Raw genomic sequence first — 23,615 nt, 5'->3', positions numbered from 1 at the left:
CTCCACGAAGGTGCCGGGCCGAAGCGGCGCCCGCCGTGGTCAGGGCTTCGGGACCACCGCGGACGACACGGTCTGCCCGCGCTGTTCGTTCGGGTCGGACCGCAGGTCGTACAGCTCGACCGGGTCCGCGCCGATCGCCCAGATCACCTTCTTGCGGCTGCCGGAGGAGTCGTCCTGGAGCCGGACCGCGGCCAGCGGAGCCAGGTCGGGGTACTGCCCGTCCGCCCGGCGTTCCTCCGGATAGTAGGTCTCGCAGTACGCGGGCCGGGAGGCGCCGTCCGTCCCGCGGCGGAAGAACTCGGCGAGCGACAGACCGTCGACGTCGCCCGCGTCCATGCCCAGCAGGTCCAGCACGGTCGGCGCGATGTCCACCAGCCGTACCTGGGCGTCGACCTCGACGCCGGCCGGCAGTCCCGGTCCGCCGACGACGAGCGGCACGTGCTGGGTGGCGTCGAAGAGCAGACAGCCGTGGCCCTCCTCGTACGGGTGGCCCAGGGCACCCGCGTGGTCGTTCGGGTACCACCCCGCCAGGTCCTCGCCGTGGTCGGAGAAGCACACGATCAGGGTGTCCGCGAGCGCGTGCCCCATCTCCTCCATGCCCCGCAGCAGGACCTGGAGGTAGTGGTCGCTGTAGGCCACCTCGCCCTCGTAGGGGTTGGCCGCCTCGGGACAGAAGTCCTCGGGGGGCTCGTACGGCCAGTGGGCGTCGAAGAAGTGGGCGAAGAGGAAGAACGGCCCGTCCTGATGCCGCAGCCACTCCAGGGCGCGCTCCACCACCAGCGGCGCGCGTTTCAGGGCCAGCCCGCGCTTCTTGACGTCCGGGGTCGTCAGCGGGTCGCTCCCGTCGGGCAGACGCGGGATCTCGTCGTCGTAGTGGTCGAACCCGCGGTCCATTCCGTACCACTTGTTCAGCCCCGGACAGGAGACCACCGCCCCTGTGGCGTAGCCGGCGGACTTCAGCCGCTCGGCCAGCGTGGTCGCCTCCGGGGCGAGCTGCTCGCGCAGGAGGTGGCGGATGCCGTGCCGGGCGGGCTGCAGCCCGGTGAATACGCTCGCATGGCTGGCCGGGGTGAACGGCGCCGACGAGACCGCCTGACGGAAAGTGACTCCGCGGCGCCTGAGCGACTCCACGCCCGGCATCTTGCCCGAATAGGCGACATCGGCCCGGACGGTATCCAGGGAGACGAACAGGACATTCCGCATTTATTACCCTTCCGCTCGCTACTGATCGGCCATTGATCAGATATTGATTGGCGCCTCGTACCCTGCCTGATGAAGGGGATGTTCCGCTATGCCCCCGCCAACTGAATAGTCCACAAGTGCTGCGCGAGTGGAGGTCCGTTGTCGCCCGAGGCAGAAATTCAACTCGATGTACTGGACGAGCCGACGCACATGGTTCCGGTCGATTCGTTATCCATTGAGGATTGCCCTCGCCTCGAAGGGGAAGACCTCCAACATACCCAGCTTCTCCTCGCGTCCGAAACCGTGCTGCCTCCCATCCTCGTCCACCGGCCCACCCTGCGGGTGATCGACGGAATGCACCGGCTGCGGGTCGCCCTGCTGCGGGGGCAGCCGGAGATCGCCGTCCGGTTCTTCGACGGATCGGAAGCCGACGCCTTCGTCCTCGCCGTGCGGAGCAACGCGGTACACGGTCTGCCGCTGACCCTGTCGGACCGGACCGCGGCGGCCACCCGCATCGTCACCTCCCATCCGCACTGGTCGGACCGGGCCGTCGCCAGGGTCAGCGGCCTGTCGCCGAAGACCGTCGCCGCCATCCGCCGGCGTTCGACCGCGGACACTCCCCCCTTGAACGCCCGCGTCGGCCAGGACGGCCGGGTGCGCCCGATCAGCGCCGCAGCCGGGCGGGAGCGGGCCGGCCGGCTGATCGCCGCCAACCCCGGTATTCCGCTGCGGACCGTCGCCAAGGAAGCCGGCATCTCCGTCGGCACCGCTCACGACGTGCGCGAACGGCTGGCCTCGGGACGCGACCCGGTGCCCGACCGGGAGCGGCGGGGTGCCGGTGCTCCGGCACGCGGCCGCACCGAAACGAACGTGCAGCAGTTGCCTGCCCGCCCCGTCTCTCCCGGTGTGCTGCGCGATCGGGCCCGCAACCCGGCCGTTCTCGTGCACCGGTTGCTCAAGGACCCGTCTCTGCGTTCGACGGAGACCGGTCGTACCTTGCTGAGGTTGCTCGACGCGCAGGCTCACGTCGTGCAAACCTGGGACAGGCTCGTCGATGGCGTCCCTCAGCACTGTTCCGAGATCATCGCTGATCTCGCGAACGAATATGCCAAGTTCTGGCATGAGTTCGCGGCACAATCGCACACCGTCGCGCACGGCGGTGACCGGCAGATCAGCGGTTGAACACGCAAGGAAAGCCGGCCGAAGAAGGAGTGTCCTGTGGCGCCCAAATCCCTTGCTCTTGAACTGTACGCGAATGCCGATGAACTGGTTGACCACCACTTCATGAACCAGATGCGGGAACAGGACGCGGAGCCGGTCCCGACCGATCCGTCGAAGCCGCGCTTCACGCTCGTCGTCGGCCCGTCACCCTTCACCATGCCGCGCGGTTGGGAATTCTTCCTCACCTCGCCCTACGAGGGCGCGAGCTACATCTCCACGGTGCTGTTCAACGCCGGCTACCCGGTGAAGATCATCGACGTCCGGTACGACCTCGACCCGCTCAAGACGGCGTACGACCAGATCATCGGCGACACCGATGTACTGGGGGTGTGCACCTTCGAGGACAACTTCCCCTTCTGCCGCGAACTGATGGCGAAGGTGCGGGAGTCGGCGCCGGACATGCCCATCATCGTCGGCGGCTCGCTCGCCACCTCCGTGCCGCACGTGTTCATGAAGAACACCGACGCGGACATCGTCGTCATCAGCGAGGGCGAACTCACCATCCTGGAACTGATGGAGAGCTACACCGCCGGCAAGTGGTCCCGCGACCTGCCCAACATCCGCGGCATCTGCTACCGCACCCCGGAGGGCGAGCCGAAGCGCACCCGGCCGCGGGGCCAGATGATGGACCTCGACGCGCTGCCGAGGATGCGGCTCGACCTGTGGCCCCAGTACCACAGCCCGATGGGCATGCAGCCGCAGATCATCTCCTCCTACAGCCGCGGCTGCAAGATGGACTGCTCCTTCTGCTACCGCACGACTCCCCAGGTCAGGGCGAAGTCGCCGGAGAAGATGGACCGGGACATGGACTGGCTCAAGAGCCAGTACGGGATCGACTTCTGCTTCTTCGTCGACTTGACGTTCAGCTCGCACCGCAAACAGACCCTCGAGATCTGCGACGTCATCAAGGACCACGACGTCCGCTGGACCTGCCTGACCCGCTGTGCCGACATGGACGTCCCCAGGATCAACGCGATGCGCGACTCCGGCTGCGACATCATCCTCTACGGTGTGGAGTCGCTCGGCACCGACGTGCTGCGCGAGGCGCGCAAGGGCAGCAGCGAGAACCTGACCGTGCGGGCGATGCGCACCACGTTCGACGCCGGGGTGCGGTTCGGCTCCCTGCTCATCGTGGGCCTGCCCAACGAGAGCGAGGAATCGCTCAACCACATGGTCGAGTTCGCCGAGACCTACAACCACGTGACACGGGTGAAGTACCTCTCGGCCATGCCCGGCACCACCGTCTACAAGCAGGCGATCGGCTCGGGCATGATCCGCTCCGAGATCGACCACCTCAACTGGCTCTCCGTCGAACAGGCCCTGCACGAGGACGAGTTCCTCAACGTCAGCGGTCTGCCGGAGCAGGTCTGCCGGGACGCGTACAAGCGCATCTACGACGCCTACCAGCCCGGCCCGGTCATGGAGTTCCGTCACTTCCCCGAGGGCTTCCAGTACTTCCACCCGCAGCCCGACGACGGTCAGGCGCGCTCCACCGACTACGCCGGCACGAAGTGGCGGAGCGAGTTCAGCTCCGCGGCCGGTCCGCTGGCCCCCGGATCAGACCGGTTCACCCTCGACAAGTGCGCCGACCCGGAGGTCGCGGCGGCGGGCAGCAGCCTGATGGAGTGCGGTGCCAAGCGGATGGAGAAGCTGACCACCGTCGGTGAGGCATGACGGCACCCGGAGCCGAGAGCCCCGTCCTGATCATCGGCACCGAGCGGTCCGGATCGAACCTGCTGCGGCTCATCCTGGAGTCGCACTCACGGATCACCGTTCCGCACCCGCCGCACTTCATGAGGTACCTCGCTCCACTCGCCGGTTCCTACGGGGACCTGGCACGGGCACACAACCGTGCGCGGGCCGTGGGTGACGCCCTCGGCCTGCTGCGCCGGCACATCCACCCGTGGCCGCATCCGGTCCGTGCCGACCGGATCGTCGCCGAGCCGGCCGGACCAGGGCTGTTCGGGATCGTCGCGGCGATCTACGAGCAGCACAGGGCCGCCACGGGCAAGGCGCGCTGGGGATGCAAGAGCACGTTCATGGTCGCCCATGTCGCGGACGTGCTGGAGGTCTTCCCCGACGCCCGGTTCGTCTGGCTGGTCCGGGACCCGTGCGACGTCGCCTCCTCGGCGAAGCACGCGGTCTTCGGGCCCAGCCACCCGTACCGGATGGCCCAACTGTGGCGCGCGCAGCAGGAGACGGCGCGCGCCGCGCTCGACGCCCACGGTCCGGGCGTGGTGCACCTGCTGCGCTACGAGGACCTGGTCTCGCGTCCGCAGGAGGAGATCGGCAGGCTCTGCGACTTCCTCGGGGAGAAACCGGAGCCGGACATGCTGCGGCACCACACGTCCGCCGCCGCACGCCAGACGGCCGCTCTCGCCGACGCGTGGCGCAGAGCGGGCCAACCGGTCACCACCGACCGGATCGGAGCCGGCCGGCGCGGTCTGAGCACCCGCGAACGCCTGTGGGTGGACAAGGTGACCGGACCGGTGAAGCAGTCGCTCGGCTATCCCGTCGACGCGCGGGCCGCTGCCGTCCCCGATCCGGGGCGGCCGGAACTCGCGCTGCGTTCGGCGTGGCTGCGCGCCGGCATCGAGTACCGCTCGATGCGCGAGGACGACAACCACCGCGCCCGGCTCCGCCGGGACGCCTACGTACGGTGGCTGCGGGTGAGGGCCCGGATGCGCGGCGGGCTCCGGGCGCCCGTGCGCCGCACCGCCCCCGCCGCGCGGGGCGAACCGCTCTGAGACCGGCCCGCGCATGCCCCTCCCCGGTTCTGCCCCCCACCTCGACCGTGCACGGGGAGAGCCACCACGAGTCGACCGCTTGGAGTCGCGTTGACGATCAGCCGGCACGATGTCACCCACCACTTCGCCCTGCGGGCCGCCACCTACGACCGGTCGAGTTCCTGGTGCACCGACAGTGAACTAGGCGACGTCCTGCTGGACATGACCGCGCCCCGGCCGGGGGACCGGGTGCTCGACGTGGCCTGCGGCACCGGACTGGTGTCCCGCCTCTTCGCCGGGCGGGTCGCCGAGGTGGTCGGGGTCGACGTCACCGAGGAGATGGCCGACCAGGCAAGACCGCACCTCAGCCGGCTGGTCGTGGCACCGGCCGAGAACCTGCCCTTCGAGGACGACGAGTTCGACCTGGTCGTGTGCCGCCAGGGCGTGCAGTTCATGGACCTGCCCGCGGCGGTGGAGGAGATGGTCCGGGTGGTGCGGCCCGGCGGCCGCGTCGTGATCATCAACCTGTGCGCGTACGACGAGCGGGACCGCGACGAGTACTTCGAGATCCTGCGGCTGCGCAACCCCGTGCGCAGGCACTTCTTCCTCCCCGCCGACCTGAGCGATCTGCTCCGCAAAGCGGGCTGCGACCGGCAGGAGACCCGTTCGTACGTGTCCGTGGAGGACGTCGACGTCTGGTCGGACAACGGCGCCATCGAGGAGGAGCGCCGGGAGGCGATCCGCGCGGTCTACCGAGGAGCCTCGGCCGAGTTCCGTGCCCTGCACGCCGTCCGCGAGGCCGACGGCCGGTTCGTCGACCACATGCTGTTCATCCTGGCGGCCGGGACCAAACCGCCCGCCCCGGCGGCGTCCTAGGGCGTCGTGCGCACGTCCCGCCTGCCGCTGCCTCTCCACACGGTGCGGCCCGGTCCTCGCACTCCCGCGCGTGACGGGGGCGAGGCCCACGACCCGGCCGGTATGTTCCGCGGCCGTCCCCCGGCCGCGGCCCCGCGGCTCCGTACCCGTCGCTCCCGGCGTCCGGGAGAACGGGGACGCCACCGTGCGGGGACCACGCCGGGGGCCTCACATGAACCACACGGACCACATGAACCACACGGACCACACGGACCACATCCGGCCCACGGGCCGCCCGAGAAGGTACGGAGATCCATGGCGCATCTGAGTGACGGCCTCGCCGCCGACCTCCGGTCGGCCATCGCGGCGGAGGCGACGGCCGCCCTGCGATACACCTACTTCGCCCAGATCGCCGAGGTCGAGGGCCACACCGAGATCGGCCAGCTCTTCACGGAGCTGGCCGAGAGCACCCGCTGCGTCGTCCACGGCCATCTGGACGTGCTCCGCGACGCCACCACCCCCGGCCAACGGAACGACATCGGGGACACGCCGCTGAACGTGGCCTCCGCGGTGGTCGGCGCCCTCCAGGACGCCGGCGAGCTGTATCCGAGGCTGGCCTCCTCCGCCCACGCGGAGGGCCATGCCGACGTGGCCAGCTGGCTCACCACCCTGACCGCGCTGAAGAAGCGGCACACCGCCCGGTTCGACATGGCGCTGACGAATCTGACGGGTACCTCGGGCACGGCCCCCCTCCCGACGCCCCACGGAGCGACCGATGACTGACGACCTTCTCGCCGCCGCCCCGCCCGCGGCGGACCTGCAGTACGACGCCTCCGCCATCGTGGTGTTCTCCGGCCTGCAGGCCGTACGCCGCAACCCCTCCATGTACATCGGCTCCACCGACGCGGACGGTCTGCACCACCTGGTGTACGAACTGCTCGACAACGCCGTGGACGAGTACGAGGCCGGCCACTGCCGTGCGCTGTCGGTGACGCTGCGCGCGGACGGCTCCTGCGCCGTCGAGGACGACGGCCGGGGCATCCCGGTCGACCCCCACCCGGACACCGGCCGGCCCGCCTGCGAGGTGGTGCTCACCACGCTGCACGCCGGCGGGAAGTTCGGCGGCAGCTCCTACGTCCACTCCGCCGGTCTGCACGGCGTCGGTCTGTCCTGCGTCAATGCCCTGGCCCGCTCGCTGCGCGTGGACATCCGCCGCGACGGCGTCCACCACACCCAGGAGTACGTCCGGGGCGAGGCGCGCACCGAACTGACCGACGTCGGTACCACGGAGCGCCGGGGCACCACCATCACCTTCCGCCCCGATCCGGAAATCTTCGACACCTGTGACTTCTCCGCGCGGATCATCGGCGAGCGGCTCCAGGAGATCGCGTTCCTGCACAGCGGGCTCACCGCCCGGCTGGTGGACGAACGCAGCGGCACGGTGGCCGAGTACAGCTTCGACGGCGGGGTACGGGCCTTCCTCGCCCACCTCAACACCGACGCCCTCGCCGTCCACCCCGAGCCGGTGGTGGTGTCCCACACCGGCGAGACGGTCTCGTTCGACCTCGCCTTCCAGTGGACCGAGGGCTACACCGAGGAACTGCGCAGCTTCGTCAACGGGGTCCGCACCGACCAGGGCGGTGCCCACGTGGACGGCATCCGGGCCGCCCTCGCCGCGGTGATCAACCGGTACGCCACGGCCCACCACCTGCTGGACACCCGCACCGGTGAGCGGATCACCACGGTCGACATCCTCGAAGGGCTCACCGCGGTGGTCTCCCTGCGGATGGTCAGCCCCAAGTTCGACGGACAGACCAAGAAACGGCTGCAGAACCCCGAGGTCAGCAAACTCGTCCAGGACGTCGTGGACGCCGGGTTCACCCGGGTCATGGAGGCGGACGAGGGCTTCGGCCACCGCGTGGTGGCCCGCGCCCTGGACGCCACACGGGCCCGGCTCGCCGCACGCCTCGCCAGCCGCACCGCCCGCCACCAGCGGCGCGAACTGGACATCGACTACGGCGTCTACCAGCGGCAGTTCGGCATCCGGTCGAAGAACTGGCACGACTCGTGCACCTGGCTGACCGACGAGGAACTGCTCGCCAAACACGCCGAGATGTGCGACGTGCCGGCGGACGCCCGCATGCTCGACGTCTGCTGCGGCAGCGGCGTCGTCGGCGCCTCGTTCAAGGGCAGGGTCGGGGAGATGATCGGCCTGGACCTCACCCCGGAGATGGTCGCGCTGGCCTCGACCCGGCTGGACCGCGTGGACCAGGGCACCGTCTACGACCTGCCCTATCCCGAGGCGTCCTTCGACCTCGTGGTCACCCGTGAGGTGCTGCACCTGCTGCCCCAGCCCGAGCGCCCGGTGTCGGAGATCTTCCGCGTGCTGCGGCCCGGCGGGCAGTTCATCGTCGGCCAGATCGTCCCGTTCGCCGACGAGGACGCCTTCTGGATGTACCGCGTGTTCAAGAAGAAGCAGCCCCTGCTGTACCAGATGTTCCGCGAGGCGGAGTTCCGTTCCCTGCTGGTCGACGCAGGCTTCGTCGACGTGCGGATGACGGAGTACCTGCTGTGGGAGTCCATCGACCAGTGGATCGACACCCACGAGACGACGCCCGCGCACCGCCAGGAGATCCGGAGGCTGTTCTACGAGGCGCCGCGCGAGGTCCGTGAGGTGCATCCGTTCGAGATCCAGCCCGACGGCTCCATCCGCGACCAGTGGCGTTGGTGTGTCTACTCGCTCAGGAAGCCGTGGTGAAACCCGTATGACCCTGCCCGCGCACGCCATTGATGTGTCCGACACGCTCCGCAGACTGCACGAGCGGCTTGCGGAGCTGCGCGCCCTGCGCCACAGCGACGTGCGGCGGTTCTCCACGCAGGTCCGCTCCGTCCTGGTGGTCGCCTCCAGCTCGCGCGGAGGGTCCAGCATGGTCACCGAGACCCTGCGTGCCTCACGGGCACTCGTCCACCTCCAGGCGGAGATCAATCCGTTCCTGCGGCTGGCCGGGCTGGGCTTCCCCGACAGCGGCAGCGGCTCGGACCTGCTCGACGCGTCCCACGCGGCGGCGCTCACGCCCGCCGCGCGGGAACTGCTGGACGAGGAGCTGGCGCGGGACGTCGGCACGGTGGCCGACCTGCCCGACCCGGAGCAGTTCTCCCTCGACGTGGCGTGGCGGTTCGCCGTGCAGTGGCCGGAGCTGTCGTTCAACCCGCTCACCGTGGCCGAACGGGTGCGTCACATGCCGCCGGGCATCCCCCCGTGGGATCCCGCGGCGGTCACCATGACCGTGCTGCGCGACCTGCACCGGCAAGGCGTGCCGGTCTCTCCCTGGTACTACGACCTGCCACGGGACGTGTTGCGCCACGAGGCGTTCGGCACGCCCTCGCCCCGCGCGCCCGGCCGGCTCCTCGTCGAGGAGCCCCCCTTCGTGCTGGCCCGGCCCTGGCGCCGGGCGGAGCCGGCCGACCTGCGCGACAAGACACTCGTGATCAAGACGCCCAGCAACGCCTACCGGCTGGATTTCCTGCGTGCGCTGTTCCCCCAGGCCCGGCTGCGCGTCCTGCACCTGACGCGCAACCCGGCCGCCGCGGTGAACGGCATGTACGACGGCTGGCTGCACAACGGTTTCCACGCCCACCGGATGACCGCGCCCCTGGCCATCGCCGACTACGTCGAACGATGTCCGGACAACCGCTGGTGGTGGAAGTTCGACCTGCCGCCGGGGTGGCAGCAGTACACCGACGCGCCGTTGCCCCGGGTGTGCGCCTTCCAGTGGCGCAGCAGCCATCAGGCGATCCTGGACGATCTCGAGCACACCCGCACCGACAGCCTCACCCTGCGGTTCGAGGACCTCATCAGCGGGCCGGACGGACGCATCGCGTCGTTCGAGCGGCTGAGTGACTGGCTCGGCATCCCGCTGGAGGGCGGGTTCCGGCACGCGGTCCACCACGGCATCGCACCCGTGGTCGCCACCGCGCGCCCCCGGGCCGGCCGCTGGCAGGAACGTGCGGACCTGATCAAGCAGACGCTGGACGCGCCCACCATCCAGGTCGCCGACCGGCTCGGATACGCCGACGCCGACGGCTGGATCTGAACGGTCCGCGGCCGGGCTCGTTCGCGTGACGTGGTGGTGCGGGACACCCCGGGCGGTGCAGGCGCCAGGCGCTGATGCGTCCATGACCGGCGCACCCGGAGCGTTCCGCCGCCGTGTCACCGGTTCCGCGTGACCGCGGTCAAAGAGGGATGACGGCGAGCCGCCGATGCCTTTCGCGGGGCCCGGCGGACGCCACGGGCCGGACGCGCCGTGGGCCCGTCCGCCCCCGCCGCCCCCGCCGCCCCCGCCGCCGTCAGGAAGCACAGCGTGCAGTCGGTTCCCCCCGCCCGGTCCGGGCCGCCCCGCGAGGGGGCGCAGGCTCGTCTTCTGCCGCGGGGCCGTTCGGCCGCCCGCGGCATCACCTCCCGGCCGTGCGCCGAGCCGGTGCGCCGAGCGTGAATGAAAACGACATCTATACTCATCTGAGCGTTGATCCATGTGTCGGCAGGTGGCAGCCGACGGCAAGGGCTCCCGGGCTTCCCCCGGGCACGCCACCGACGGAGCCGCCGGTCTCCCCTGCCCCGACGCACCGGGCCGCCCGGGACGGGACGACGCCGAGGGCGGGGAACGGAAGCGTGGAGAAGCAGGAATACGTGGACGGCCGGCGGGGCTCGGCTGCTGACGCGGTGCGTCTCGTCGTGCGCACCCTCGTGTACGTGGTGGTGGGCGGTGGCGCGCTCTTCGTGATCGCCACCATCGCCTCGGTTCTCGGGCCGCCGCTCGCCATCGCTCTCTACACCCCGCCGGTGGCCGCCTGGTGGACGGTGTTCACGGCGATCGTCGTGCAGGGGATCCCCTTCCTGCTGCTCGGCACCCTGGTCTCGGCGGCCATCGGGGCCTTCGTGTCCGAGCGGGTCTTCAGCAGGCTGCTGCCGCGCAGTCCGGTGCTCGCCGTTCCCGTCGCGGGCGCCGCCGGTGTCGTACTGCCCGGGTGCGAGTGCGCGTCCGTGCCGGTGGCCGGGAGTCTGATGCGGCGCGGGGTGGCTCCGGCGGCCGCGCTCGCCTTCCTCCTCTCGGCGCCCGCCGTCAATCCGGTGGTGCTGGTCTCCACCTCCATCGCCTTCCCGGGCAACCCCGGCATCGTGCTGGCACGGCTCGTCGCGTCGCTCGCCACCGCCGTCGCCATGGGCTGGCTGTGGGTGCGGTTCGGGCGAGAGGAGTGGCTGCGACTGGCCACAACGCGTACGACGTCCGGGGCGTCCGGGTCCCGTTGGCAGGATTTCGGGGCCGGGCTGCAGCACGACTTCCTGCACGCGGGCGGCTTCCTGGTCGTCGGGGCGGCGGCCGCGGCGACGTTCAACATCGCCGTACCCCGGTCGGCGCTGGACGTCTTCACCGGGTCGGAGTGGCTGTCGGTGCTGCTGCTGGCCGTCCTGGCGGTGGTCCTGTGCGTGTGCAGCGAGGCCGACGCGTTCGTGGCCGCTTCGCTGAGCGGGTTCTCGCCGACGGCGCGGCTGGCGTTCATGGTCGTCGGGCCGATGGTGGACCTGAAACTGGTGGCGTTGCAGGCGGGTACCTTCGGGCGCGCCTTCGCGGTGCGGTTCTCGGCGGCCACATGGGTCGTCGCGGTGGTGAGCAGTGTGCTCGTGGGGTGGTGGCTGCTGTGAGACGCTACGGTCCGGCGCTGGTCCTGGTCCTGTGCGGGGGCGCGGTGCTGAGAATCTCGCTGTTCAGCGAGCTGTACCTGCGGTATGTGCAGCAAGGACTGCGGCCTTACCTGATCGCGTCGGGTGTGCTGCTGCTGGTGCTGGGGACCGTCGGTGCGGTCGTCGTGGGCAGGGGAACCCGCGACGAGGACCGGCACGAGCACGCAGACGGGCACGACCACAGCCACGGTCCCCGCGTCGCCCGGCTGCTCGTCGTCCCCGCGCTGGCCCTGCTGCTCTTCCCGCCGCCCGCCCTCGGCTCGTACAGCGCCGAGCGGGAGGCGGCCGGATACGCCGCTCAGGGCATCGGTACGTTCCCCGCCCTGCCCGAGGGCGACCCGGTCGATCTCGCTCTCGGAGAGTTCACCTCCCGCGCCCTTTACGACAGTGGCCGGACGATGAGGAACCGCACGATCCGGATGACCGGGTTCGTCACCAAGGACGACGAGGGCACCTGGTACCTGACCCGGCTCCGCGTCTCCTGCTGCGCCGCCGACGCACGGGCGGACAGGATCGAAGTACGTGAGGCCGGCGCCCCGGCCGTCGACAGCTGGGTGTCCGTCACCGGCACCTGGGTCCCAAAGGGCAGGCTCGGCTCCGACGAGGCGTGGCCGCCCGTGCTCGCCGCCACCGACGTCAGGCACGTCGGGCAGCCCGAGAACCCGTACGAGAAGCGGTAGTTCCCGCGGAGCGGGCGTCGTCGCCCGGCGGGACGCCCGCTCCGCCGCCATGAGCCCGGACGGGGGCGGCGACGACCCGGTGCTCCCCGGGGGCGGTGCCGTCGCCTCGGGCGGCGCGCGACCGAGGTGGCCCCTCGGGGACAAAGGTGCCGAAGCGCACCGTGAACACCAAGATGGTGGGTACGAGGTCCCGTCCCCCCCGGAGGTGACCGCAGCGACAGCATGGCGGACCCCGCACGAGCGTCCCAGGAGAGGCCATGACTCCCACAAGCCGGCACGGCAACGCACTCGGACCGGTTGTCGCAGGCGTCGACGGCTCCGCGTCGTCGCGGGAGGCGGTCCTGTGGGCGGCTGGCGAGGCCGACAGGCGAGGACAGCATCTGAGGCTCGTCCTGGGGGCGGATCTGGACCGGCTCGGCCGCTTCGCCGCGTTCGAGACGACCGAGCGCCTGCGAGAAGCGGGGAGCACGCATCTGGCCGAGGCACACGAGGCGGTTCACGAGCACTTCCCGGGGCTGCCGGTGGAGCGCGAGTTGAGCAACAAGAACGCGGTGGCGGCTTTGCAGGAGGCGGCCGCACCCGATGCGACCGTCGTCGTCGGCAGCAGAGGTCTGGGGGGCTTCCCCGCTCTGCTGCTCGGCTCCGTGAGTCTGGCTGTCGCCACGCGTTCCTCGGTTCCGGTGGTCGTCGTACGGGGCCGGGCCGACCGGCCCGGTACCGGAGTCGTCGCTGCCGCCGTTCGGGACGAGACGGACGCCGACTGGGTGCGGAGGGCGGCCGCCGAGGCGGAGCTGCGCGGGGGAACGCTGCATCTGATCAACGTGTGGAACCCGCTGTCCCACGTCGGGAACATGGTCACCGCGCTCGACGGCCCGGGCGACATCACGGAGCAGGGACGGGCCAGGACCGATGCCCTCGCTGCCGTGGTCCGCCGAAGCCACCCCGCCCTCACGGTCACCACCGAGGCCGGGGCGGGCACCGCGACCGCCGCCGCGCTCATGGACGTCTCCGGTCGCGCCGACCTGCTGGTGATGAGGGCCCGACGCCGGTTCGTGGGCTCGGGGCCGGCCCTCGGCCGTCTGGGACACGCTGCTCTGCACCACGCCCGGTGCCCGGTCGAGATCGTGCCCCGGCCGGGTGAGCCGGAGCAGGAGGAATCATGGCGGTAGCGGATGTCCGCAACGAGATCCTTGTCGGGGTGGATCCGAAGGACTCGTCCCGTCCGGCTCTCGCGTGGGCCGCTCAGGCCGCCTTGTCGAGGGGCGGTGACGTGCGTCTTCTGCTGTCCGTACCACCCCTGCGCGCCACGCATCACGGGGATGCCCAGCCCCACCACGAGGCACTGCGGGCGGAAGGCGAGGAAGCCCTGACGGCTGCCGTGGAGACGATCAGGGCCCTCGCCCCCGACGTCGCGGTGACCGCGGTCCTGTTCGACGGCATGCCCGCTGCGGTGCTGTGCCAGGAGGCGGCGGGACGCGCTCGTCTCCTCGTGGTCGGGTCCCGCCGGCTCACCCGTCCGAAGGACGTGTTCAGCGCCGACTCGGTCGTCGTGCCGGTCAGCGCGCGTGCGGACTGTCCGGTGGTGGTCGTCCGGGAGACGGAACACGCCGGACAGGCGCCTCTGCGACTGGTCGTCGGAGTCGACGGCAGCAGCGGTTCCCGGTCGGCCGTCGACTTCGCGGTCCAGGAGGCCGGCCCGCGCGGCGCGACCGTTCACGCCGTGTGGGTGTGGCCGGAGCACGTCGCCTGGCCGACCGGTCTCGGCGACGAGCGGGCCGGTCTTCTCGAGCGGCGCCGGCTCCTCGCGGAAACGGTGGCAGGGCCGGGGGAGCGGTACCCCGACGTGGGGATCACCCAGGAGGTTCTGCGTGGTCATCCCGTCGAGGAACTCGCACGGGTCTCGGCGACGGCTCAGGCCGTCGTGGCGGGGCGCCACGGGCGCGGCGGACACACCGGTATGAGGCTGGGGTCCGTCGTGCACGGGTTGCTCCACCGGGCCGGGTGCCCCGTCGTCGTGGTGCCCCCGGTATGAGGCGCTGCTCGTACCGGACCAGGACCTGCCCGTCCGGCAGCGGTCCGACCGGGGTCCACCCGGCTCCGGGCCCGTGTGCTGACGCACTCCACGGGCGGCACCCCTCCCGCCGTGCGCCGGAGGCGGCCGGTGCTGTCCAACTGGTCTCGTAAGCAGGGCCGTTCGGCCCGGAGGCCGGGCCGTGCAGCCCCTGCGGCGGGTGCGGGTGACGCGAGACATTGAAGGTGCAACGAGAGTCGTTCACCTCCTGCACCTCGCGTCACCCCGGGAAGGGATGAGCATCATGGCAGTTCACGACGGTTCCCCACGGCATTGGGGAGTGCGGGTGCCGACTGCGCGCCGGGCGGGCGGGGCGGCTCCCGCGTCCGCCGGGCCGGCGACCGCGGCGGCGGTGGTGGCGTCGGCCGCGGCCGGCGCGTACGTGCTGGCCGGGCTCCGGATCCTGACGGGCTTCGTCTTCCTGTGGGCGTTCCTGGACAAGGCGTTCGGTCTCGGCTATGCCACTGCCTCCGGCCGGGCGTGGGTCGAGGGCGGCTCGCCGACCCAGGGGTTCCTCGGCGGCGTCGCCGTCGGACCGATGGAGCCGGTCTTCCACGACTGGGCCGGTGCGGCGTGGGCCGACTGGCTGTTCATGCTCGGTCTGCTGGGCATCGGCGCGGCCCTGACCGCGGGCGTCGGCCTGCGGCTCGCCGCGGTCGGCGGCACCGTCATGATGGCGCTGATGTGGGCCGCGGAATGGCCGCCCGCCCGGCACCTGTCGGACGGATCGCCGAGCATGTCGACGAACCCGTTCGTCGACTACCACCTGATCTACGCCGTGGTCCTGATCGCCCTGGCCGCGGCGGGCGCCGGCGCCACCTGGGGCCTGGGCCGGATCTGGGCGCGCCTGCCCCTCGTCGGCCGCCACCGCTGGCTGCTCTGAGAGAGCCGCCCCCCCCCGGGGCCCCCCGCCCCCCCCCCCCCCCGGGGGGCGCCCCCCCCCCCCCCGCGCGGCCCCCACCCCGGACCCGTCGCTCCTGTCCCCGGCCGGACTGTTCCTGCGGTGTCCCGGGATCCGGGGACCGGATGCCGCGGCTCGCCGGGCTCGCCCTGCCCGCCGTGGGGCGGGACCTCCGTCACCTGCCGTCACTGCCCTCCGGTCCCGGGCCGCAGAAGGGGGAGGAAGGGGGAGCGGGAGACGTGATCGAGCCCGACGGCCCCCACCACCGTGGACGCTCCCGTGGTTCGGACGCTGCCGACCGGGGAAGTCTTCGCGGCGCTGGAGGCCTCCTCGCGGGGACCGGCGCAGGCGGACGCGACGGCGCGGCACGGCCGTGCGGGCCCCAACGAGCTGCCGCCCGCGAGCCGCAGACGCCTGTGGCGGGAACCGGCGGACCAGTCCACCGATCTCTTCGCCGTCGTCCTGCTCGTCGCCTCGGCGGTCACCTTCCCGGCGCCACTGGGGCCTTCGGCAACGCGGCGAGGCGCGGTGCCGGGCCGCGCGACCCGGGCGGGCACAGGGAAAGGCCCCCTGAGGGCCCGGACCCCGCCGAGTGGTCGGGGCGCCGCGCGGACGACCTCGGTGAAGCGGCAGACCCGCACGCCCGGCAGCCGCTGGATCCCGTGCTCCTCCAGGTGCCGCAGCACCCCGTCCGTACCGGAGCGGTCAGCCCGCCGGCAGCACCAGCGTGCAGGTCTCTCCCGGTGCGACCGTGACAGCCCGGTCGGCCAGTACCACGCGGATCGGTGGCTGCTTCGAGTCGGGCACGTCGATCCGCAACCGTCCGCTCCGCAGCCGCACACCGACCCCCCAGTGACCGCGATAGCGCAGTGAGAACCCGTACTCGGACAGCGCCGGAAGCGGCACGGGGTCCAGCCACAGCGCGTCCTCACGGGTCTCCAGTCCCGTCAGGCCGCGCTGAACCATGTCGAGGGTCCCGGCCATGGCACCGAGATGGATGCCTTCGCCGGTCGTGCCCCCCTGGAGATCGGCGATGTCCGACTCCAGGGCCTCCCGGGAGTACCGCCATGCCTCGGCCCGTCCGGCCCGGGCGAGGACCCAGCCGTGGACGAGCCCGCTGAGGGTGGAGCCGTGGCTGGTGCGCCGCAGGTAGTAGTCGACGGTCCTGTGCCAGATCTCGTCGTCCATCGCGTACCCCAGGCGCCGGAACACCTTCCGCAGCTCCGCGGGGGAGAAGAGGTAGCCGAGCATCAGGACGTCAGCCTGTTTGGACGCCTTGTACCGGTTGACCGCGTCGCCCTCGGACTCCAGTATCCGGTCCAGCCTCCGGATGCTGTCGTACCGCCCGCGGTAGCCGTCCCAGTCCAGTTCGGCCAGATCGCCGTAGCCTTCGAACTGACTGATGACGCCCTGGTGGTACGGCACGCGCAGCCGTCGGGACACCTCCTCCCACTTCAGGAGTTCGTCGCCGCCCAGCCCCATGCGGTCGAACAGTTCCTCCCGGTGCCACGAGGGAAGCCGTCGCACGAGGTCCAGGGCACGGCCGAGGACCCAGGCAGCGGTGACGTTGGTGTACGCGTTGTCGTCCAGGCCGGGCCGGACGGAGCCCGGGTAGCCGTCGTGGTACTCGTCGGGGCCCATCACACCACGGATGCGGTAACGGCCCGTCCCGGGGGCGAACTCCGCCGTGTCCGCCCAGAAGCGGGCGATGTGCAGCAGCATCTCCGCCCCCTTGGTGTGGAGGAACTCGATGTCGCCGGTGGCCTCGCAGTACTGCCACACGTTGTAGGCGACGGCCGAGCCGACGTGGTGCTGAAGCCGGGAGCGATCCGGCAACCAACGTCCCGAGCGGGGGTTGAGATGCAGTTCCTGGGTCTCCTCACGGCCGTCGCTGCCGCTCTGCCACGGGTACATCGCGCCTGTCCGGCCTGCTGCGGCCGCCGCCCGGCACGCCTGCGGCAGACGCCGGTGCCGGTACATCAGCAAGGCCCGGGAGATCTCCGGAAAGTGCAGGTTCAGGTACGGCAGCACGAACAGCTCGTCCCAGAACACATGGCCCCGGTACGCCTCGCCGTGCAGCCCCCGGGCCGGCACTCCCACGTCCAGTTCCGCGGTGTGCGGTGACAGTGTCTGCAGGACGTGGAACTGGTGCAGGCGCAGGACACGACCGGCCTCACCGGGCACCTCGACCTCCGCTCGCCGCCACAACTGCTCCCAGGCGGCGGCGTGGGAGGCCATGAGCGCGGGGAAGTGCGGGGCCACGGTCACCCGGTCGACGGCCGCATCGAGCGGATTGGAGATCGCCGTGTCGCGTGAGGTGTGCAGTGCCACGGTCTTCTCCACGCCCACGGCCCGGCCCGGCGCGACGCGGACCACGACGCGATGCGCGGCACGCCGAGGGGCGGGACGCGATTCCCGGGAGACGGGCCGCTGTCCGGGGACGGCGGTCCGGGCCGCCATGGCGATCGTGATGTCGGAGGCGCTGGTGCGGCAGCGCAGCCACACCCTGTCGGGCTCTTCCACCCCTGTTGCCACCCGCGTCAGGTGACGGCGGTTGAGAGCCCGGTAACGGTGCACGTTGCCGTTGATCACACCGCCGTCCAGGGCGGACTCGACCTCGATCTCTCCCGACCAGTCCTCGGCCGTGAAGACCGTCCGCAGCGCGGCCAGATGGGGGTGCCCCATGTGGACGAGGCGGACCTGCTCCACACCCACGACGCCCGCGTCGTCCCGGTAGCGAAGCGTGCGGGTCAGGGTGCCGCGGCGCAGGTCCAGAGTGTGCCGGTGCTCGAGCAGGGCGCAGCTGTCCGGGGAGAACCAGGGTCCCCAAGGTCCGTCGGCGGGACGGCAACGGAACCGTAGGAGCAGCCAGTTCGGCAGGTTGACCAGATCCTCGTTCGCCACCCGCTGCCCCGCCACGGTCGACTCCAGCCGGTTGTAGCAGCCGGCTGCGTAGGTGCCCGGGCAGTGCACCACGCCCGCTCTGCTCTCGGGCACCGCGCCGCGGGTGGCGAAGTAGCCGTTGCCGAGGGTGCACAGCGCTTCCCGCAACCGTTCGGCGGCAGGGTCGTACCCCTCGTACTCCCACGTCCACCCCGGCATCCGCAGCGCTCCCTCCTCTTGTCCCACGAGGCGGCCCGCAGGGCGGACGGCGCTCAGGCCCGCTGAGGGACCACGGCGACCGGGCACCCGGAGTGGTGCAGCAGGGCGTGGGCGGTGCGGCCGAGTTGCAGACCGAAGTGGCCGCGCCGCCTCACGGCGCCGACGACGACCAGGTCGGCTTCGGCTGCCGCGTCCAGGAGAACCCGGTGGGCGGGGCCTTCGACCGGCCTGCGGCGGACCTCGACCCCGGGGTGGTCCCGGAGCTCCTCGTGCAGTGCCTCGGTGAGATTGGCCGAGGCGCGTTCCTCGCGGGCGCCGGCGGCATCGTCGGCGAGAAGGGGATGGTCCACGTGCTCATGGGCCGGGCGGCGCCAGGCCCGCACGGCATCAAGGGGGCAGCCGCGCGCCTCGGCCTCCCGGAAGGCGAACCGTACCGCGCCCGAGCCCGTGGTCGAGTCGCCGACCCCGACCACCACCCGACCGAAGAGGCCCTGCCGGCTGCGCTCCGAGCCACGGACGACGAGGACCGGACACAACGCGCGGGCCGCCACCGTGAGGCTGACCGATCCCAGGAGCAGCCCGGTTATCCCGCCTCGCCCGCGTGAGCCCGTGACCAGGGCGAATGCCTCGCGCCCCGCATGCAGCAGCGCGGACACGGCATCGTCGGGCAGCAGGTCGCCCGACACCTTCACCTCGGGATTGCGCAGCCGGGCACGTTCCAGGCTCGAGGCGATGACGTGCTCCGCCATGACCTGTTCGGCGGGGCGATCGGTCCCGAGGGAGGGGAGGGCTCCTTCGTAGCGTTCCCACAAGGAGGCGTGGACGAGGCGCACGGGCACGCCGAGGCGCGCCGCCTCGTCCACCGCCCAGTCCACTGCCCGAAGGCTGCAGTCCGACCCGTCGACGCCTGTGACCAGCGGGGGTTCCATGGTGTCCCTCACCTTCCGTCCTGTGCGGGCGATGGCAGATCCTCTGCCAACACGGTCGCACTACCCGCGGACCGCCGCAGCCGCAGCGACCGGCTGGAAGCCTTCCCGGCCTCGAGGCGTACGACCACCGGGGCCGGCGAACAGGTCCGACGGTTCGCAGAGAGCCGGCACGAAGGCGCCTCAGGGCTGGATGTCGAGTACGTCCGCCACCGGTCGGCGTGGCGTGGCGGGGCCTGGGGGGCCGTATCCGAGGCGCAGCACGATCTGTGTGTGGCCCGTACCCGAGACGGGGTCGCGCAGGGGCCAGCGCAGGTCCCCCCACTCGAGGGCCTGGGTGGCGAAGGAACTGGACAGGCCTTCCAGGGTGGCCAGCAGCAGGACGCGCTCCATGGCCTGCCCGGCGCTCAGCCAGTCCTCGGGGCCGTCACGGACCGTGCTGAGAAGGGCCAGCTGCGGCGTCCGTTCGAACTCGGTGCTGTCACGGCCTGCCACCGGCCTGGGCCCGGCGAAGTCACGCATGGGGGCCTTGCCGCCCCGCTTGCGTGGTCCGAAGGCGTAGCCGGGCACGCCGTCCGAGCCCTTCTCCCCGGACGGGGCGTCGATGCGGGTCCATCGCGCCAGGTCCTCGTCGCTGCCGCGGTCGGTGAGGTTGCGTGCCTCGGCCTCCTCGAGCAGCCGCAGCACCTCGTCGAGGTGCCACGAGGAGGGGAAGGCCAGCATCGCTCCCTCATGGCGTGCGGCGTCGACGAGGGCCGTGCGCACCTCGGGGGGTATCTCCGTCTCGTCGAACGGGAAGCGGCTGCTGTGCCTGCGGGCAATCGCCGGATACAGGGGGGCGAGGTCGCTCTCACCGCTCCCGGGTCCGGTCAGTTGCACCGAGGCGAGCAGCGCCGGGTCGGCCCGGTCGGGTAGCAGGCGGGCCGCCGGGTGCAGGCCTTCGTGGACCGCCGCGACCCGCAGGTTCAGCAGAGCGGCGCCGCAGCCGAGGTGCAGGGCGCGGCTGTCGGGGTCGGCGTGCGGCAGGACGCGGTCGGGATCCGCGCGCAGGTGGAGGGTGCGGCTGCCCCGGACGTAGTGGAATCGCCACGGCTGGACGTTGTGCATCGACGGCGCGGCAGCGGCGTCGCCGACCAGGGCGGCCACACGCTCGTCGGACAGCGGTTCCGGTTCGGGTCGCTGGTTCACCGGGGCCTTCCTTCGCGGGTCCTGCGGTGCGGGTCGGGGGCCGGGCCCGCGGGCCCGGGCGGCGCAGCGCGAGCCGTGCGAGGGTGCCGTTCACCGGCCGGCCGGAGTGATGCGGCGTCCGGTCAGACTGGTGGGCCGGATCGACACCCACATCTCGCGTTCGTCCCCGGCCCACGGCGCGGTGTGGGCGTTCTCGTTCAGCCGCCGTATCTCGTCGGGGTCCGTGACCCGCCGCGCGGGGCCGACGGCGAGCACGCTCCAGCCCTGGCTCATGGCCTCGTCCATGTGGTCGACCTCGAAGGCGGTGTCCGATCCCACGGCCGCCGCGGGTGCGGAGCCGGGGGCGGTCCGGAAGGCGACCGCGCCGTCGACGACGTCGTAGTTCACCGGGACGACCGCCGGGCCGTCCGCGGTCGACACCGCGACGCGCCCCACCCCGTGTGTGGACAGCAGGGTGCGGCACTCCTCGGGGCCGAGGTCCAGGAGCCGGGGGTGGGCGAGTGCCCTCCCCCGGCCCGGTGGCATGTCGGTGCCGCCGCCGCGCAGGGCGTGGACCGTGGTGTTCAGCGCCGAGGCCAGGTTGACGAGCGTCGCCAGGCTCGGATCGGCCTGGTGTTCCTCGAGGTACGCGAGGTACTCGGGCGCCATCCTGGCGCGGCGGGCCGTCTCGGCCCGGGTCAGGCCCTGGCGCGCGCGTTCGGTGGCCACCCGCCGGCCGAGGTCGCTGGAGTGGGGCGCACCAAAACCGGCACCCGCCCCGGCCGCGCCCGGCGGACGGGACGTTTCCTGGGCCGCGGACTGGTCCCGGGCGGTCGCGGACTCGTGTCCCGGATGCAGGATGTGCGCGTCGGGTCCGGGAAACACGAGCGTCACCGCCTGCGTGTCCGACCAGCGCACGTCGTACGGGGGTGTCCCGTCCTTGTGGTGGAGCCCGACGATCTCGCCGTCGCGCCTGGTGGCGCCGGTCACCGGGCTTTCGATGACGAGGTGGTCGCCGAGGTGAGCTCGCATGATCGCCGCCCTTTGCTCAGAGTGCTGCCATGTCCAACGTGCCACGCGTGCCGTTCGGCGGCTTGGACCGTTCGGCCTCCGGGACACGCACCGTGAGAACTCCGTCACCCGGTTTCCCCGCGAGGCGCCCCGGCCCCTTCGCTCCCGTCGGTCACGTGGGCCAGCCGGAGAGCGGGCGGGAGGCCGGCCCCGATGCGCCCATGCCCTCGATGTCGCGTCCGGCGGCGTCCACCAACTGCCGGCCGAGGTCCTCCATGGCCCTGCCCGCCGCCAGTTCGTCGCCGATCTCCGGCACCTCCGTGTCCGCCGGATTACGGTGCGCGGTCCCGTGGCCGGTAAGTACCGTGCTTCCGGTATCGACCACCGCGCGTGCCTTCGTCGTTCCCTCGTCCTCGAAGAGGTGGAGGCGAACCTTCCATTCCACGGTGTGCGGCATCGCTGTCCTCCTCGGCTCGGTGCGGGCCGGACGCGGTTCGCCCAGGTCTCCCGGGGGCGCGTCCGGTGCCGACGTGTCCTCCCCGACGCGGCGCCGGCCCCGGCCGGCGCCGGCGGTCGAGGGACCGGAGAACGCCGCCCGGGACGCGACGGGGCTCCGGGCCCGCCGGGTGGCCGGCGGCACCTCTCTCCCCGTGCTCGCCGAGGACGGGCCCTCCACCGGTGCGCTGCCCGTTCCGCATCGTCGTCTCCGGCAGTGGCCTGCCGGTACCTTCGCCGGGAGAGCGTCATCACCGGCCGGCCGCCGTATTCACCATCTTGTACGCGGAGCCCTCGTACGGCACGTCGGCCGGGACACCGACGCGAGCGCCGACCGCTTCTCCGGTGACCGCCGCACACCGGAGACTTCGGTCACGGGGCCGACCGTCCCCGGTGGGGCAGACCTGCGAGCCTCGAGAGGCGGGCCCGTTGGGGTGGTGCCGGGAACGCGTCGTCATATCTGCGGCACGACCACGACCGGACACGGCGCGTGATGCAACACGGCGTGGTTGATCAGCCCGAGTTGCAGGCCGGAGTGCCCGTGGCGCTTCCCGGCCCCCACCACGAGCAGGTCCGCGCCCGACGCGGCCGTCAACAGCGCATGCCGTGCCTGTCCCTCGACCACCCGGCGGCTCACGGGAGTGCCCCGGTACTGCTCCGCAGGGCCCCGCAGGGCGTCGTCGAGCACCTGCGCGGGCGGGCGCCGATGGGCCTCGAGGGCGTACCACGCGCCGGGCGGAGGTTCCGAGGGCGTGCCGATCGGCGCACTCCAGGCGTGTACCGCCACCAGCTCACAGCGCCGTACGTGCGCCTCGCGGAACGCGAACTCCACGGCGGTATCGCTTCCCTCGCCGTCCTCGACACCCACGACGACGTTCCCGAACCGGCCTTCCCGGTGTTCCGCCGGGCCCCGCACCACCACGACCGGGCAGTCGGCCCGCGCCGCCACGGCCAGACCGACCGAACCCAGGAGGAGCCCGGCAAGGTCGCCCCGCCCCCTGGAGCCGAGCACCAGCGCGAACGCGTTGCGGCCCTTGCCGATCAGGGCGGAGGCGGCGTCCTCTTGCAGCACCTCGCTCGACAACCGCACCGCGGGGGCACCCTCTCCGGCACGCTCCGAGGCAGCGTCGATCACGTCGGACGCCTCCTGTTCCGGTGCCGCCGCGTGCACCAGGTGGAGGGGGACCGTGTGCCGGGCCGCCTCGGCGACAGCCCAGTCCACCGCCTCCAGGCTCGCCTCGGACCCGTCGACGCCGACCACCAGGGGAATCGTCACCGTTCATGTCTCCTCCCGCCCCGAGATCCCGTCCGTCCGGGTTCCGCCCCTCCACCGGTGCGCATGCGCCGCGGAAAGGCATGGGGTACTCCTCGACTGAGCAGAAGCGCCGTGCGCGGTGGGCGGGCGCTTCCGGACGGACGAACTCCTTCACGTCGTCCCAGCTTCTTACGAGACGGAGGCACGCGCCATGGAGCCAGTGATCACCGTCGGCCCCGACGGCCCGCCCGGGAGTCCTGCCGCCGGCGGCCGGGCCGCCGTC

The 23,615-nt window shown here is 72.0% G+C and carries 19 protein-coding genes and 1 pseudogene; 13 read left to right on the top strand and 7 right to left on the bottom strand.

The window, feature by feature from the left end; all coding sequences use genetic code 11:
- Positions 1 to 39: 39 nt before the first annotated feature.
- Positions 40 to 1,203 carry a sulfatase gene (locus ORI94_RS11005; protein WP_266074292.1) on the bottom strand — a complete coding sequence of 388 codons (1,164 nt, stop codon included), beginning with the start codon at positions 1,201 to 1,203 and terminating at the stop codon, positions 40 to 42.
- A 138-nt stretch (positions 1,204 to 1,341) separates the two neighbouring features.
- Here ORI94_RS11005 and ORI94_RS11000 point away from each other — a divergent pair, with 138 nt between their 5' ends.
- The 13 genes and pseudogenes from ORI94_RS11000 to ORI94_RS35495 form a co-directional block, all read left to right on the top strand.
- On the top strand, positions 1,342 to 2,364 hold the full coding sequence (locus ORI94_RS11000) for a ParB/RepB/Spo0J family partition protein (RefSeq protein WP_266074291.1): 1,023 nt from the start codon (positions 1,342 to 1,344) through the stop codon (positions 2,362 to 2,364).
- Between the two features lie 36 nt (positions 2,365 to 2,400).
- Positions 2,401 to 4,077, top strand: coding sequence for a B12-binding domain-containing radical SAM protein (locus tag ORI94_RS10995; protein ID WP_266074290.1), 1,677 nt, complete (start codon positions 2,401 to 2,403; stop codon positions 4,075 to 4,077).
- Positions 4,074 to 5,150, top strand: coding sequence for a sulfotransferase family protein (locus tag ORI94_RS10990; protein ID WP_266074289.1), 1,077 nt, complete (start codon positions 4,074 to 4,076; stop codon positions 5,148 to 5,150). The genes ORI94_RS10995 and ORI94_RS10990 overlap by 4 nt, the downstream gene beginning before the upstream one ends.
- A gap of 90 nt (positions 5,151 to 5,240) precedes the next feature.
- Positions 5,241 to 6,005 carry a class I SAM-dependent methyltransferase gene (locus ORI94_RS10985; RefSeq protein WP_266074288.1) on the top strand — a complete coding sequence of 255 codons (765 nt, stop codon included), beginning with the start codon at positions 5,241 to 5,243 and terminating at the stop codon, positions 6,003 to 6,005.
- Positions 6,006 to 6,299: 294 nt separating this feature from the next.
- The gene (locus ORI94_RS10980) at positions 6,300 to 6,767 is read left to right on the top strand and encodes a rubrerythrin family protein (RefSeq protein ID WP_266074287.1); all 468 of its coding nucleotides are present in this window, start codon (positions 6,300 to 6,302) and stop codon (positions 6,765 to 6,767) included.
- Positions 6,760 to 8,742 (top strand): methyltransferase domain-containing protein, encoded by a 1,983-nt coding sequence (locus ORI94_RS10975; RefSeq protein WP_266074286.1) that lies wholly within the window; start codon positions 6,760 to 6,762, stop codon positions 8,740 to 8,742. The genes ORI94_RS10980 and ORI94_RS10975 overlap by 8 nt, the downstream gene beginning before the upstream one ends.
- Before the next feature lie 7 nt (positions 8,743 to 8,749).
- Positions 8,750 to 10,078, top strand: a complete 1,329-nt coding sequence (locus ORI94_RS10970) for a sulfotransferase (RefSeq protein WP_266074285.1) — start codon at positions 8,750 to 8,752, stop codon at positions 10,076 to 10,078.
- Positions 10,079 to 10,653: 575 nt separating this feature from the next.
- Positions 10,654 to 11,685 (top strand): permease, encoded by a 1,032-nt coding sequence (locus ORI94_RS10965; RefSeq protein ID WP_323056037.1) that lies wholly within the window; start codon positions 10,654 to 10,656, stop codon positions 11,683 to 11,685.
- A complete protein-coding gene (locus tag ORI94_RS10960) occupies positions 11,682 to 12,404 on the top strand; it encodes a TIGR03943 family putative permease subunit (RefSeq protein WP_266074284.1) in 723 nt (240 codons plus the stop codon). The genes ORI94_RS10965 and ORI94_RS10960 overlap by 4 nt, the downstream gene beginning before the upstream one ends.
- Before the next feature lie 257 nt (positions 12,405 to 12,661).
- Positions 12,662 to 13,573 (top strand): universal stress protein, encoded by a 912-nt coding sequence (locus ORI94_RS10955; protein WP_266074282.1) that lies wholly within the window; start codon positions 12,662 to 12,664, stop codon positions 13,571 to 13,573.
- Positions 13,564 to 14,436, top strand: coding sequence for a universal stress protein (locus ORI94_RS10950; protein WP_266074280.1), 873 nt, complete (start codon positions 13,564 to 13,566; stop codon positions 14,434 to 14,436). The genes ORI94_RS10955 and ORI94_RS10950 overlap by 10 nt, the downstream gene beginning before the upstream one ends.
- 283 nt (positions 14,437 to 14,719) lie before the next feature.
- Positions 14,720 to 15,358: a hypothetical protein gene (locus ORI94_RS10945; RefSeq protein ID WP_266074278.1), complete on the top strand. Its 639-nt coding sequence runs from the start codon at positions 14,720 to 14,722 to the stop codon at positions 15,356 to 15,358.
- A 285-nt stretch (positions 15,359 to 15,643) separates the two neighbouring features.
- A pseudogene (locus ORI94_RS35495) lies at positions 15,644 to 15,847 on the top strand (cation-transporting P-type ATPase); the annotation flags it as partial.
- Positions 15,848 to 16,081: 234 nt separating this feature from the next.
- On the opposite strand, the gene ORI94_RS10940 reads toward ORI94_RS35495, so the two are convergent.
- The 6 genes from ORI94_RS10940 to ORI94_RS10915 all read right to left on the bottom strand — a co-directional run bounded on the left by ORI94_RS10940 (position 16,082) and on the right by ORI94_RS10915 (position 23,353).
- The gene (locus ORI94_RS10940) at positions 16,082 to 18,478 is read right to left on the bottom strand and encodes a glycoside hydrolase family 65 protein (protein WP_266074277.1); all 2,397 of its coding nucleotides are present in this window, start codon (positions 18,476 to 18,478) and stop codon (positions 16,082 to 16,084) included.
- A gap of 53 nt (positions 18,479 to 18,531) precedes the next feature.
- Positions 18,532 to 19,407: a universal stress protein gene (locus ORI94_RS10935; protein ID WP_266074276.1), complete on the bottom strand. Its 876-nt coding sequence runs from the start codon at positions 19,405 to 19,407 to the stop codon at positions 18,532 to 18,534.
- 180 nt (positions 19,408 to 19,587) lie between these two features.
- Positions 19,588 to 20,592 carry an Acg family FMN-binding oxidoreductase gene (locus ORI94_RS10930; protein WP_266074275.1) on the bottom strand — a complete coding sequence of 335 codons (1,005 nt, stop codon included), beginning with the start codon at positions 20,590 to 20,592 and terminating at the stop codon, positions 19,588 to 19,590.
- Between the two features lie 90 nt (positions 20,593 to 20,682).
- Positions 20,683 to 21,603, bottom strand: coding sequence for a pyridoxamine 5'-phosphate oxidase family protein (locus ORI94_RS10925; protein ID WP_266074274.1), 921 nt, complete (start codon positions 21,601 to 21,603; stop codon positions 20,683 to 20,685).
- 151 nt (positions 21,604 to 21,754) lie between these two features.
- Complete coding sequence (locus ORI94_RS10920; RefSeq protein WP_266074273.1) at positions 21,755 to 22,039, bottom strand: DUF1876 domain-containing protein; 285 nt, start codon at positions 22,037 to 22,039, stop codon at positions 21,755 to 21,757.
- A gap of 492 nt (positions 22,040 to 22,531) precedes the next feature.
- Positions 22,532 to 23,353, bottom strand: a complete 822-nt coding sequence (locus ORI94_RS10915; RefSeq protein WP_266074272.1) for a universal stress protein — start codon at positions 23,351 to 23,353, stop codon at positions 22,532 to 22,534.
- Between the last annotated feature and the right edge of the window lie 262 nt (positions 23,354 to 23,615).

Source organism: Streptomyces sp. NEAU-W12 (genome assembly GCF_026242095.1).
In the GTDB taxonomy this organism is placed as follows: Bacteria; Actinomycetota; Actinomycetes; order Streptomycetales; family Streptomycetaceae; genus Streptomyces.
The sequence above is the reverse complement of the archived record's forward strand: the minus strand, read 5'-3'. Positions and strand labels throughout refer to the sequence as shown.

Excerpts from the sequence above, each read along its gene's own strand:
- ORI94_RS11005 (WP_266074292.1), bottom strand. The coding sequence starts at position 1,203 with ATGCGGAATGTCCTGTTCGTCTCCCTGGATACCGTCCGGGCCGATGTC.
- ORI94_RS10970 (WP_266074285.1), top strand. The coding sequence starts at position 8,750 with ATGACCCTGCCCGCGCACGCCATTGATGTGTCCGACACGCTCCGCAGA.
- ORI94_RS10935 (WP_266074276.1), bottom strand. The coding sequence starts at position 19,407 with ATGGAACCCCCGCTGGTCACAGGCGTCGACGGGTCGGACTGCAGCCTT.
- ORI94_RS10955 (WP_266074282.1), top strand. The coding sequence starts at position 12,662 with ATGACTCCCACAAGCCGGCACGGCAACGCACTCGGACCGGTTGTCGCA.
- ORI94_RS10980 (WP_266074287.1), top strand. The coding sequence starts at position 6,300 with ATGGCGCATCTGAGTGACGGCCTCGCCGCCGACCTCCGGTCGGCCATC.
- ORI94_RS10920 (WP_266074273.1), bottom strand. The coding sequence starts at position 22,039 with ATGCCGCACACCGTGGAATGGAAGGTTCGCCTCCACCTCTTCGAGGAC.
- ORI94_RS10940 (WP_266074277.1), bottom strand. The coding sequence starts at position 18,478 with ATGCCGGGGTGGACGTGGGAGTACGAGGGGTACGACCCTGCCGCCGAA.
- ORI94_RS10975 (WP_266074286.1), top strand. The coding sequence starts at position 6,760 with ATGACTGACGACCTTCTCGCCGCCGCCCCGCCCGCGGCGGACCTGCAG.
- ORI94_RS10990 (WP_266074289.1), top strand. The coding sequence starts at position 4,074 with ATGACGGCACCCGGAGCCGAGAGCCCCGTCCTGATCATCGGCACCGAG.
- ORI94_RS10945 (WP_266074278.1), top strand. The coding sequence starts at position 14,720 with ATGGCAGTTCACGACGGTTCCCCACGGCATTGGGGAGTGCGGGTGCCG.
- ORI94_RS10950 (WP_266074280.1), top strand. The coding sequence starts at position 13,564 with ATGGCGGTAGCGGATGTCCGCAACGAGATCCTTGTCGGGGTGGATCCG.
- ORI94_RS10925 (WP_266074274.1), bottom strand. The coding sequence starts at position 21,603 with ATGCGAGCTCACCTCGGCGACCACCTCGTCATCGAAAGCCCGGTGACC.